The sequence below is a fragment of the Rhodococcus olei genome (assembly GCF_039540555.1).
Lineage (GTDB): Bacteria > Actinomycetota > Actinomycetes > Mycobacteriales > Mycobacteriaceae > Rhodococcus_G > Rhodococcus_G olei.
Genome location: NZ_BAABFB010000068.1, coordinates 69,223 through 81,942, shown reverse-complemented (window position 1 = coordinate 81,942; position 12,720 = coordinate 69,223). Strand labels below are relative to the sequence as shown.

At 70.9% G+C, this 12,720-nt stretch carries 8 protein-coding genes; 3 read left to right on the top strand and 5 right to left on the bottom strand.

From position 1 onward, the window contains the following. Nucleotides 1-231: 231 nt before the first annotated feature. The 4 genes from ABD951_RS23230 to ABD951_RS23215 all read right to left on the bottom strand — a co-directional run bounded on the left by ABD951_RS23230 (nt 232) and on the right by ABD951_RS23215 (nt 3,650). A complete protein-coding gene (locus tag ABD951_RS23230) occupies nt 232-1,326 on the bottom strand; it encodes an inositol-3-phosphate synthase (RefSeq protein WP_345350953.1) in 1,095 nt (364 codons plus the stop codon). After that, the gene (locus ABD951_RS23225) at nt 1,319-1,879 is read right to left on the bottom strand and encodes a PadR family transcriptional regulator (protein ID WP_345350950.1); all 561 of its coding nucleotides are present in this window, start codon (nt 1,877-1,879) and stop codon (nt 1,319-1,321) included. Before ABD951_RS23225 ends, ABD951_RS23230 begins: the two co-directional genes overlap by 8 nt. A gap of 124 nt (nt 1,880-2,003) precedes the next feature. Further along, on the bottom strand, nt 2,004-2,780 hold the full coding sequence (locus ABD951_RS23220) for a DUF1707 SHOCT-like domain-containing protein (protein ID WP_345350947.1): 777 nt from the start codon (nt 2,778-2,780) through the stop codon (nt 2,004-2,006). Between the two features lie 6 nt (nt 2,781-2,786). Then, on the bottom strand, nt 2,787-3,650 hold the full coding sequence (locus tag ABD951_RS23215) for a DUF1707 SHOCT-like domain-containing protein (RefSeq protein WP_345350944.1): 864 nt from the start codon (nt 3,648-3,650) through the stop codon (nt 2,787-2,789). A gap of 142 nt (nt 3,651-3,792) precedes the next feature. Here ABD951_RS23215 and ABD951_RS23210 point away from each other — a divergent pair, with 142 nt between their 5' ends. The 3 genes from ABD951_RS23210 to ABD951_RS23200 all read left to right on the top strand — a co-directional run bounded on the left by ABD951_RS23210 (nt 3,793) and on the right by ABD951_RS23200 (nt 8,611). Beyond that, nucleotides 3,793-4,218, top strand: coding sequence for a DUF5318 domain-containing protein (locus ABD951_RS23210; RefSeq protein WP_345350941.1), 426 nt, complete (start codon nt 3,793-3,795; stop codon nt 4,216-4,218). A 565-nt stretch (nt 4,219-4,783) separates the two neighbouring features. Further along, complete coding sequence (locus ABD951_RS23205) at nt 4,784-6,970, top strand: transglycosylase domain-containing protein (protein WP_345350938.1); 2,187 nt, start codon at nt 4,784-4,786, stop codon at nt 6,968-6,970. Nucleotides 6,971-6,991: 21 nt separating this feature from the next. Further along, the gene (locus ABD951_RS23200; protein ID WP_345350935.1) at nt 6,992-8,611 is read left to right on the top strand and encodes a glycosyltransferase family 87 protein; all 1,620 of its coding nucleotides are present in this window, start codon (nt 6,992-6,994) and stop codon (nt 8,609-8,611) included. A 799-nt stretch (nt 8,612-9,410) separates the two neighbouring features. On the opposite strand, the gene ABD951_RS23195 is transcribed toward ABD951_RS23200, so the two are convergent. Further along, nucleotides 9,411-12,716, bottom strand: a complete 3,306-nt coding sequence (locus ABD951_RS23195) for an arabinosyltransferase domain-containing protein (RefSeq protein ID WP_345350932.1) — start codon at nt 12,714-12,716, stop codon at nt 9,411-9,413. Between the last annotated feature and the right edge of the window lie 4 nt (nt 12,717-12,720).

Genomic DNA, 12,720 nt, shown 5'->3' with positions numbered 1-12,720 from the left:
TGCCCTCGCACAGACGATCCGGCCGTGTTCGGCAGGATTGCGCGTGCGCTCAGGACGCACCGCGGAGCAAGCTCGACGCGGTGTCCCGATCTAGTGAATCAGTGTGCCCACGAAAGTCACCGTAGCACCGGGCGGTTCGACTGCCCAGTGAATATCGGGCACGGCTGTGCCCGAGGACGCCTGTGGCGGTGGTCGACGAATCGACCACCGCCACAGGAGGTTCACGCGGAGTCAGGCCTCGATGATGAAGGCCTCGAGCTCGGTGCGCGCCTTGTCGTCGGCCATCTGGACCGGCGGGGACTTCATCAGGTACGCCGACGCAGGCAGGATCGGGCCGCCGAGGCCGCGGTCCTTGGCGATCTTCGCCGCGCGGATCGCGTCGATGATGATGCCGGCGGAGTTCGGGGAGTCCCAGACCTCGAGCTTGTACTCCAGGTTCAGCGGGGCGTCACCGAACGCGCGACCCTCGAGGCGGACGTACGCCCACTTGCGGTCGTCGAGCCACTCCACGTAGTCCGAGGGACCGATGTGGACGTTGCGGTCGTGGACCTTGCCGGACAGCGGGCCGTTGAGGTTGGAGGTGACGGCCTGCGTCTTGGAGACCTTCTTCGACTCCAGGCGCTCGCGCTCGAGCATGTTCTTGAAGTCCATGTTGCCGCCGACGTTGAGCTGGTACGTGCGGTCGAGCACGACACCGCGGTCCTCGAACAGCTTCGCCATCACGCGGTGGGTGATGGTGGCGCCGACCTGGCTCTTGATGTCGTCACCGACGATCGGGACACCGGCGGCGCGGAACTTCTCGGCCCACTCCGGGTCGGAGGCGATGAAGACCGGCAGCGCGTTGACGAAGGCGACACCGGCGTCGATCGCGCACTGCGCGTAGAACTTGTCGGCCTCCTCGGAGCCCACCGGCAGGTAGGAGACGAGGACGTCGACCCGGGCGTCCTTGAGGGCCTGGACGACGTCGACGGGCTCGGCGTCGGAGACCTCGATGGTCTGCGAGTAGTACTTGCCGATGCCGTCGAGGGTCGGGCCGCGCTGGACGGGCACGTCGAGCGGCGGGACGTCGGCGATCTTGATGGTGTTGTTCTCGCTGGCGAGGATCGCCTCGGACAGGTCGAACCCGACCTTCTTGGCGTCGACGTCGAACGCGGCGACGAACTGGACGTCGCGCACGTGGTAGGAACCGAACTTCACGTGCATCAGGCCGGGGACGGTGGAGTTCTCGTCCGCGTCCTTGTAGTACTGGACGCCCTGGACCAGGGACGAGGCACAGTTCCCCACGCCCACAATGGCCACGCGCACCGCGGTGCTGTTCTCACCCATGGTCGGGTTCTCCTTCTTTCTTGGGTAACGCAGTTGATGTTTGCTCGGCGGCGATCAGCTCGTTGAGCCACCGCACTTCACGCTCGCTCGACTCCAGGCCGAGCTGGTGGAGTTGGCGGGTGTAGCGGTCCAGTGAGCCGCTGGCCCGCCCGATCGCGTCGCGGAGCCCTTCACGGCGCTCCTCGACCTGACGGCGCCGGCCTTCGAGGATCCGCATCCGCGCCTCGGCGGGGGTGCGGCTGAAGAAGGCGAGATGCACCCCGAAGCCGTCGTCGGTGTAGTTCTGCGGACCGGTGTCGGCCACCAGCTCGGTGAACCGCTGCCTGCCCTTGTCGGTCAGCTCGTAGACGCGGCGGGCGCGGCGCTTGACCGTCCCGTCCGGGCCGGCGTCCTCGGCGATCAGCCCGTCCGCCTGCATGCGGCGCAGCGTCGGGTAGAGCGAACCGTACGAAAAGGCACGGAAGGCGCCCAGGAGACCGGTCAGCCGCTTGCGCAGCTCGTATCCGTGCATGGGCGACTCGAGGAGCAATCCGAGAATCGCCAGCTCGAGCATTCGTGTCCACCTCCCCTGTCGTCCGAATCCATCCGTGTGATGCGACGCCCAACTATATCGCAGCGATATATACGAACGCACGGTGACGGTTTGTGTGACGAGCGGTATCTCTCAGATGCGCGGCTCAGTCGGCCGCGGGATACACCGACACGATCTCCCCGTCGAGCCCGACGGTCATGTGTCCGGAGCGTCCCGCCCGCTGGTCGGACAGGTGGATCGTCACCGCCGGACCGTGGTCCTCCGTCTTGATCGTCACGAAGGTCGAGTCCGGCGTGATCACCCGCAGGGACTGCGGCGCGCCGAGCAGCAGTCCGGTGACCGCACGCACGTCGAGCGCGTCGAGATCCACCGGAACCGTTCCCGGGGTGCGACCCGGTGAGGTGCCGTTGTCGTCGAGTCCGTCGTCGTATCGCAGGTTCCGCGACAGTCCCGGAGCGCCCGGTTCCGCGCGTTCGATCACCGCGTAGTCGGCGTGGACCGTCATCTCGTCGACGGTCGCGTCGCCGTACCCGCGGTGCAGGTCGGCCACGATCCGGGCCAGTCCCGCGGCCGACAGCGGCGAGTCGGGGCGGGCGTCGTCGGCGGTCGCCGAGTCGGTGACCCGTGACGCGACCACGCCCCCGGCCACGGCGATCGCGGCGACGGCGAGTCCGGCGATCCACCGGCGCGTGTGCTCGGCCGCAGGTACCGGCAGCCGGTCCCGCATCGGGCCGCGAACCTGCAGGTCCCGGACCAGCCGGTCGAGGTCCGCGAGGGTGCGCGCCTGCTCGGCGGCCTCCGCCCGTTGCCGGTGCTCGTCGGCGGACAGCTGCCCTTCCGTGTATGCGGTGTCGAGGAGTTCGCGGACGCCGACGCGGTCGCTGTCGCGGGCGCGCAGCCGGGGTGCGGGATTGCCGCGCATCGCGGGCTACCGGTCCCCGTAGGTGACGCGGATCGGATTGCCCTCCGGCGACACCGTCAGGTATCCGCTCATGCCCTCCGCGTTGTCGACGTAGATCATCACCTCGGGTGTGCCGTCGTAGGTGCGCATGATCAGGTGCGAGATCGTGCCGCCCGGGACGCGCACGCTGTCCGCGGCCCCGGCCAGGTGGCCGGCGAGGGCGTCGAGATTCAGCGCGGCCAGGTCGAACTGGGGCAGGTTCGGGTCGCGATTCGAGTTCGGGCTGCCCGAGGTGTCGAAGCCGCCGCGGAACGACCAGTCCTGACTGCGGCGGGGCTGCCCGGCCACCATCCGCTCCACGCTGACGTACTCGTCGTGGAACGAGGCGTCGTCGATCAGGGTGTCGCCGAACTTCGCCCGGTAGGCGTCCCGGAACTTGCCGATCCCGCCCGCGGTCAGCGGGTCGATCTGTTCGATCACGATCGGCGCGATGCCGGCGTACGGATCCTGCGGGCCGGCCGGGGAGTCCGGTGCCGCGGGGGCCTGCGCGACGGGCACTGTCGCCTGCGCCGGCTCGCCGTCGTCCGTGCCGGCGAACATCACCACCGCCGCGACCGCCACGGCGGTGACCAGCGCGGTCCCGACCGCGAGCCGGCGGACCGGGACCGGTTTCCGCGGCTCCGGCCGGGACAGCGCCGTGTCGGACGGCAACTGCAGGTCGGAGATCGTCGCGTCGAGTTCGGCGAGCGTCTTCGCGGACATCGCCGCGCGGGTCCGGTCCCGGTGTTCCTCGTCGGTGAGCTGGCCGTCGCCGAGCGCGGCGTCGAGGAGTCCGCACGTCTCCACCCGATCGGTGTCGCGGGCCCGCAGGCTGCTCGGTCGGTTTGCCACGGAGTGAATGATAGGAGCGGGTCCGCGGGGTGTGGGGACCGTCACCTCACCGCGCGATGGCCTGGCGATTCGGGGCGATCTCGGACCCGAATCGTCAGGATGACCCGAGACCGCGAGGAGCCGCCCACGTACTCTGGTCACCGTGCGATTGCAGCGGCAGGTGGTGGACTACGCCCTCCAGCGGCGATCCCTGCTGTCCGAGGTGTACTCCGGCCGCACGGGGGTCACCGAGGTGTGCGACGCCAGTCCCTACCTCCTCCGCGCGGCGAAGTTCCACGGGCGGCCGTCCGAGGTGACCTGCCCGATCTGCCGCAAGGAACAGCTCACCCTCGTCTCGTGGGTGTTCGGCGACAAGCTCGGCCCGGTGTCCGGGTCGGCCCGCACGTCCGAGGAGCTGGTCCGGTTGGCGGCGACGCAGGAGGAGTTCTCGGTACACGTCGTCGAGGTGTGCCGGACCTGCAATTGGAATCACCTGGTCCAGTCGTTCGTTCTCGGCGCGGTCCCCGCGCCGAAGCGTCCGCGGACCCGTTCGTCGCGCGGCCCGAGCCGGCGCACGGCGAGTGAGTGAGCCCGCACCGACGACCTTGACCGACGCCACGGCGTGACCGAGTGACACTGCTGTGTCCACGCGAGTACTGGAGAAGCCCCACGTGAGTTCCCCCTACAACGACCCGCAGGGCGGTCGACCCATTGGAGCGCCGCGACCGACCGGCGCGCAGCCGGGTGGCCGGCCTCCGGGGTACTCGCAGCCGAACCAGCCACCGCCGCCCGGTTACGGCCGTCCCGGACAGCCGGGGCCGATGCAACCGCGGTACACCGTCGGTGGTCCCGGGGGGCGTCCGCAGCCGCCCCGGCCGCCGCAGGCCGCGCCGCAGCGTCCGCCCGCGCCCCAGCACTCTGCGGCCGGAGCGCCGCCGCGCCCGGCCGCGCCGCAGGGCGCGCAGAAGCGTCCGCCCCAGGGGGCGCAGCAGTCCCGTCCGGCGGCGTCGCGTTCGCAGCAGGGGTCCGCGTCCCGGTCGACCGCACCGTCGCGGTCCACCCAGGGGGGCGGCGGTGGTCGGCCACCGTCAGGTCCGCCTCCGAAGGGCCGCACCGGCGGCTCCGGCGGTCAACCTCCGAAACCCCCGAAGAAGATGAAGTCGAAACGCTGGAAGATCGCTCGCCGGACCGTCTATGCCCTCGTCGCGGTCGGCATCCTGGTGCCGCTGCTCACGTTCATGGTCGCCTACGTCGCCGAGGACGTCCCGCGTCCCGGTGACATGAAGACCAACCAGGTCGCGACGATCTACGCCAGCGACGGCGGCACCGTGCTGAGCACGATCGTCCCGCCGGAGGGCAACCGCACGGACGTCACCGTCGACCAGATCCCGCCGCACGTGCGTAACGCCGTGCTCGCCGCGGAAGACCGCGACTTCTACTCGAACCCGGGCTTCTCGGTCAGCGGCTTCGCCCGCGCGGCCCGCGACAACGTCCTCGGCAAGGAGAGCGCCGGCGGCGGCTCGACGATCACGCAGCAGTACGTGAAGAACGCCATGGTCGGGTCGGAGCGGTCGATCACCCGCAAGATGAAAGAGCTGGTGATCTCCGCGAAGATGGCCCAGCAGTGGTCCAAGGACGACATCCTGGCCGCCTACCTGAACACCATCCCGTTCGGTCGCGGCGTGTTCGGCATCGCGGCCGCGTCGAAGGCGTACTTCGACAAGCCCGTCGAGCAGCTCACGGTCGAGGAGGGCGCGGTCCTCGCCGCGACCATCCAGCAGCCGTACGGCCTGGACCCGTCCACCAACCCGACCGGTGCCGAGTCGCGCTGGAACTACGTGCTCGACGGCATGGTCGACGCCAAGACCCTCGACGCCGGTCAGCGGGCCCGAATGGTGTACCCGCACGTCGTGCCGCTGTCCGAGGTGGACACCGGCGCCAAGGGCAGCGGCCCGGCCGGCCTGATCCGCAACCAGGTGGTCAAGGAGCTCGAGGCCAACGGCATCAACGAGCAGGTCCTCAACACCGAGGGGTTGCAGATCACCACGACGATCGACGAGCAGGCGCAGCAGGCCGCCGAGGACGCGGTCAGCAACAACATGGAGGGCGAGAAGCCGGAGCTGCGGACCGCGGTCGTCTCGGTCGACCCGAAGACCGGCGGCATCAAGGCCTACTACGGCGGCACCGACGGCGCCGGCTACGACTTTGCGCAGGCCGGTCTGCAGACGGGCTCGTCGTTCAAGGTGTTCGGACTGGCGTCGGCGCTCAACGAGGGCATCCCGCTGTCGAAGATGTACGACAGCGGCCCGCTGACGGTCGGCGGCACCACCATCACGAACGTCGAGGGCGAGTCCTGCGGCACCTGCACGATCGCCGAGGCGCTCAAGCGGTCGCTGAACACGAGCTTCTACCGGCAGATGATGGCGATCGAGAACGGCCCGGAGAAGATCGCCGACATCGCGCACGAGGCCGGCATCCCGGAGCAGATCCCCGGTGTGGCCGGCACCAGCCTGCAGGAGTCGAACGGCAGGTCCGAGTACGGCATCGTGCTCGGCCAGTACCAGTCGCGGGTCCTCGACATGGCGTCGTCGTACGCCACGCTCGCCGCGTCCGGCGTGTACCGGTCGCCGCACTTCGTCCAGAAGGTCGTCACGGCCGACGGCACCGTCCTGCTGGACCGCGGCTCCGCGTCGCCCGGTGAGCCCCGGCTCAAGCCGGCGGTCGCCGACAACGTGACCGCCGCGATGCAGCCGATCGCCCAGTACTCGCGCGGCCACGGGCTCGCCGGTGGGCGGCCCTCGGCCGCGAAGACCGGTACCGCGCAGCTCGGTGACACCGGCCAGAACAAGGACGCATGGATGGTCGGCTTCACGCCGTCGCTGGCGACGGCGGTGTGGGTCGGCACCGAGCAGGGTCTGCCGCTGCAGAATTCGTGGGGCGGACTGATGTACGGCTCCGGTCTGCCGTCGGACATCTGGAAGGCGACGATGGACGGCGCGCTGAAGGGCTCGCCGGTGGAGAGTTTCCCGACGCCGGAGGCGATCGGCGGCCAGGCCGGTGTGCCCGCGTACACCGCGCCGTACACGCCGCCGAAGACCACGTCGGCGGCACCCACCACGGCACCGGGGGCGCTGCCCACCCTGCCGCCGGTGGTGGTGACGCAGTCGCAGGTCGAGATCCTGCCCGGTGTCACCATCCCGATTCCCGGCATCAAGCCCTCCCCGACCGCGGCGGCGCCGCAGACGACCGTCGGGCCCGCGCCCGGCCAGCCGACCGTCGGCGAGGAGGACGCCGTCGGACCGGGCAACAGGCAGGCCGTCCCGCGCGGACAGGGGCAGTAGTCGGTCGGTAACCTCGCGACGGTGGCCGACGACTCAGGGGACAGCACGGCGGACGGCGGTGCGGGCACCACGATCGTGGTGTCGCCCGCACCGCTGGCGGACGACCGGAGGTGCGCGGACCGGGACCTGCCGGGACGCACCGATCCCCTGACCGCACAGGCGACCAGGGTCGTCGGCGGTCCGGTCGGCCGCCGCGCGGTGGTCGGGCGGCAGCGCTTCTGGACGCCGCTGCGGGTGATCCTGCTGCTCGCCGTCGTGTTCCTCGGATTGGGCTGGTCGACGAAGGCGGCCTGCATCCAGCAGGCGCCGAACGGGCCGAACGGCGCGCTCGGCCTGGACTGGAGCGGCAGCCGCCAGTACACGGCGCTGTGCTATTCGGACACCGTCCCGCTGTACGGGGCCGAGCGTCTCGACGAGGGTGCGCTCCCGTACAAGAAGTCGTGGGAGGAGAAGGCGCCGGACGGGTCGATGCAGGCCCGGTACATGGAATACCCGGTGCTCTCCGGTCTCTACCAGTACGCGTCGATGGGGGTCGCGAAGGCCTGGCACGCGGCGCCGTGGCTGCCCGGCGCGCTGCAGGTCGTGCTGTACTTCAACGTCGTCGCGTTCGGACTCGCGGTGGCGTGGCTGGTGACGGTGTGGTCGACGGTGCTGCTGGCCGGCCGCCGGGTGTGGGACGCCGCGTTGGTCGCGATCTCTCCCCTGGTCGTGGTGCACGCGTTCACCAACTTCGACCCGCTGGCAACGGCTTTCGCGGGCACCGGGTTGCTGGCGTGGGCGCGGCGGCGGCCGGTGCTGGCCGGGGTGCTGCTCGGGTTGGGCGGGGCCACCAAGCTGTACCCGCTGATGCTGCTCGGTCCGCTGCTCGTGCTGTGTGTGCGGGCCGGTCGCGTCCGGGACTGGTGGCGGGCCGCGGGCGCCGCGGCCGCGGCGTGGCTGGTGGTGAATCTGCCCATCGCGCTGGCCTTCCCGGCCGGATGGCGGGAGTTCTTCCGGCTCAACTCCGAACGCGGTGCGGACCCGGACTCGCTGTACAACGTCGTCAGCTCGTTCACCGGGTGGGCCGGCTTCGACGGGGTGCTGGCGCCCGGTGAGAGCCCGACGATCCTGAACACGGTGTCGCTGCTGCTGTTCGTCGCGGTGTGCGTCGGTATCGGGTGGATCGCGTTGACCGCGCCGCGCCGGCCGCGGGTCGCCCAGTTGTGTTTCCTGCTCGTCGCCGGGTTCCTGTTGACCAACAAGGTGTGGAGCCCGCAGTACTCGCTGTGGCTGGTGCCGTTGGCGGTGCTCGCCCTGCCGCACCGCCGGATCCTGTTGGCGTGGATGACGATCGACGCCCTGGTGTGGGTGCCGCGGATGTTCTACTACCTCGGTGTCGGGAACAAGGGCCTGCCCGAGCAGTGGTTCACCGCGACCGTCGTGGTCCGGGACCTCGCGGTACTCGCGCTGTGCGTCCTGGTGATTCGACAGGTCTACCGTCCCGGCGAGGACCTGGTCCGGGCCGCCGGCGTGGACGACCCGGTCGGGGGCGTCCTCGACCGCGCGCCCGACGCCCCGCCCGGATGGTTGCCGCGGTGGCTGCGACCGCGGGTCCCGTCGGCCGCATGGTCGGTGTCGGGTCCGCCGGCGCACGTGGCCTGACGCCACCCCGTTCCCGTCCCGCCGCCCGCCCACTCCGAGAGATCCGATGGGCGCGTCGCATGGGTGGTTCGCCCGGTTGTTGCTAACGTTAAGGAACAATCGGCACTACAAAAGGGAGGGGGTGTACAGGAATGCTTCTCGGATCTCTCGGGCTGACCGTCGACGGTCTGCTCCACGTGCTCGGTGGCGTGCTGGGCGGTCTGCTCGGCGGCCTCGGCAGCGTCCTCTGATCGCATGCACCACGCGAAACCTCCGCCGAAACCCCGACCCTCGGCGGAGGTTTCGTGTGTCACGGCCCGGCCGGTAGTCCGCATGCGGCCGCCGCCGCGAGGCGCGGTCTGCGCGCCCCTGCCGTTCCGGTCCGCGCTTCGCGTACGGCAGCGGTCGCGGATCGTCCTGTGCCGCAGCGACGAGCGCGTCGGCGTCCGCGACGTCACGGATCGTCGCTGCATGCCCGGACAGCGTGCTGCCGGGGCCGCCGCACATGAGCGCGGCGGTGGTGCGTTCGAGCTGGGTGGGAAACCCGTTGTGCAGCAGAACGAGTCCGGGCCGGATGCGCTTCCGGGTACCGCCCTGCAGGCAGCGTGCGGAGATCGTCGCGGGTGCGGCACCGAATTCCGCGAGGACACGGCAGCCGGAGAACGGCGAGGCCGTTGGGACGGCTCCGGAGGCGCCCACCGGTGGATCGATGGCCGGCCTGTGGACAGGCCCGGTCGGATCCGTCCCGCCCCGGCCGCACCTTCCCGAACGGCCTCATTCGGTTCAACTGACCGAATGGGCCATTCGGGAACAGGGATGGTCAGCGCTCGTAGACCCGCATCATGCCGGGGCTCCAGAGGCCGGAGCGGGTGACCTCGGTGGTGTCGAGCGTCGCGGCGGTGGCGTCGGGATAGTGCTGGGTGTACCGCTCGAGCGCGCCCCAGTCCCGACCCCAGTCGTCCTTCAGATAGGTGGGGACGGTGGTGGATTCGGCGAGCATCTCGGTCCAGCCGAGCGGGCCGCCGTTCTCCGCGGACTGCCACGTGTCGGTGGAGCTGACAGCCAGCGGGCGGTCGGGCAGGATGCGGTAGCCCGGGACCTCCGCGACGCCGTCCAGGTGGTCGAACGGGCGCTGGCACGGGAACTGCAGGCCGACGGCCCAGTCCAGCAGGATGGGCTGATCGGAGCCGAGGTAGTCGCCGAGGCTCTGCAGCTTCGGCACCCGCGGCGGGGTGAACGCGAGCCACTGGTCGCCGGTCAGGTTGGGGTCGTTGGCGACGATCCGGACGACGTCGGTCTGCGCAGGCAGTTCGTCGATCGGGACCCGCAGGTTCCGCCACGACGGTGCCGGGCCGATGTCCTTGGGCAGGTAGGTGCCCAGTGCGGTGACGGATCCGTCCGACTCGCGGTGGCCGTACTCGAGTCGCAGCGACTGCCCGTAGGTGACCTCACCGTCCTTGCTCTCCGACCAGATCCGGCCGGCGGCGGTGATCACGACCAGCGGCGACTGGTCGCTGCGCGGGGGCAGGGCGTACCAACTCGACGTCAGCAGGGCCGGTTCCTGCACCCCGGTCTGGTAGCTGCCGAGGACCGGCGTGGTGGCGGGGTCGAGGCCGAACGGCAGCTTCACCGTCGACCCGTTGACGCCACGGGCCCCGGTGCCGCCCTCGGTGCCGGCGGACGACCCGTTCACGAAGGTCGCGCCGACGGACTGGTTGTCGGTGTTGGCCTGGCCGGGCTTGACCTCGGTGTAGTCGGCGGACAGGTCGGTGGGTACGCCGTTCGGGCTGAACCCGGTCGGGTTCGCCCCGCCGAGGGGGTCGTTCGGGTTGGTCGGCGGATTCGCCGGATCGGTGACCGGCTGCAGTCGGCCGGCGTTCGCGTCGGCCTCGGTGAGGACGTCGTCGGCGAGTCCGCACGGCGACCCGGCGACCGCGTCGATGTTGGACCGTGCCAGCGAGTACGCCGGGTACTGCGACACCGCACCCTTGACCAGCGACAGCACCTCGAAGAGCACCATCAGTGCCGCGACGACGGTCAGCGGCATCGCGGCCAGCGCCTTGACGCGTCGGCCGCGGGGGTCGGACGGCTTGATCTCCTCGCCGACGTAGTCCTGCCGGAAGTACTGCCAGCCGACGAACACGACCGCGATCAGGAACAGGGCCAGCAGCGCGGTGTTGACCTGGTACCCGGCGAGGGAGACGGTCTTGTCGAACCACGGGATTCCGTAGCTCGACACGTACCACCAGCCGTTGATGCCGGAGAACGAGAACGCCAGGACCAGCAGCAGCCCGGCCGCGAACATGGTGCGGTTGCGCCGTGACCGCAGCGCCGCCGCGGACACCGCCACGGTGGTCAGCGCCGCGAGGGCGCCGGCGATGCCGGCGTACGCCCCGAAGTGGTGGGTCCACTTGGTGGGGTTGAACATCATGAAGAAGACGGTGCCGAACACGACGCCCAGCAGTCGCCACGACGGCCCGACCGCGGCGCCCGGGACCCGCTTGCGGCGCAGCAGCACGAACAGCGTGGTGAACAGGCACAGCACCATCACGAGGAACGCGAAGCGGCGCGCGACGGACCCGTCGACGGTCTGCACGAACAGGTAGTAGTAGCGGAGGAACTCCTCGTACCAGTGCATGTTCGGGCCGATCAGGGTCCGCACCCGGGTGGCCTCCCGGACCGCGGCGAAGGTCTGGTCGGCGAAGACGACGACCAGGACGACCGCGCCGGCCGAGAGCAGCGGCGCGACCAGCGGCAGCGCCCCGACCTGGCGGTGTCGGCGGACGATGATCCGGATGATCGGCCGGGCGCCGGCGAGCAGGGCGGCGATGCACATCAGGCCGGTGGGGGCGGCGCCGAGCGAGAACGCGGCGATCAGGATCGCGACGGCGGCGGGCAGCAGCCGTCCGGTGGCGACGGCCCGTTCGACGGAGCACCAGGTCAGCAGGGCGCCGAGCGCGACGATCGGCTCGGGGCGCAGGCCGTTGTCGTAGGGCAGCCAGAACGCGAGGAACACCAGGCCGCCGGTCCACACCGCGGCGGCGTTGAGCCGGACCGCGCGGCCGAGGCGGGGGATCACCTCGCGGCTGATCACCATCCAGCACAGGATCCCGGCGATCAGCGCGGGCAGCCGCATCCACGGGCTGGCCGTCGACACCTTCGCGAACGCGGCGAGCACGTCGTAGTACCAGCCGAACGGCGCTTCGGGGACACCGAACCAGCGGAAGTAGTTGGCCATGTACCCGGAGTGTTCGGACACCCGGGCCATCGTCAGCAGGTAGCCGTCGTCGGAGGTGTTGGCGCCGACGAAGTGCCAGAGCACCAGGATGCCGACGACGACGCCGTCCACGGGTCGCACGCGCCACCAGTGCGACGGGAAGAAGCGGCGGGCGCGGCGGCCGTCGGTGCCGTCGAGGCGGTGCAACGCGGCCAGCGACGCGATCGTCAGCAGCACCGCCAGGATCATCGCGGTCAGCTTCACCACGGTCGGCGACGACGAGAAGCGCGAGTCGACGGCCGCGGTCAGCGACAGGTCACTCGGGGCGGCGCCCTGCAGGTCGGTGAACACGCCGACGACCTGGGGCCGCAGGTCGCCGGTCAGGCTGCCGGTCGCGGCCCGGCCGTCGACGCTCAGGCCCTCGAAGGTGGCGGTGGTCTGGTCGATGTCGGAGGCGATCGTGATCGCCGAGCAGCCGCCGGACGCGACGACACCGCGCGGCGCCGTGGCGACGACGACGTTGCGGTCGAGGACGTCGACGCTGGAGTCGGTGACCCGGACGAACATCGCGTTCAGCGGGGCGCCGGTGCCCTGCGGCGGCGCGGTGCCGAGCAGCAGACCGCCGGACGGCGGCAGGTCCCGCACCAGCGCGCACGGCACGCTCGCGTGCAGGTCGACCGGGACCTGTGCCATCAGCGGCGCGTCGACGCTGCCGACCACCCCGGATTGCGGCCAGTTCAGGGTGGCCGCGGTCTGCTTCACCGGCAGGAACGGGACGGCCAGGGCGAGCACGAACCCGAGCAGGCCGGTGGCGATCGCGATCAGCCGCGCCGTCCGGTACCGGGTGCGGAGGTCGGGTTGCGGCTCCGCCTCGGGGGCGGGCGCGGTGGCGGTCAGGGCATCGGACACGGTT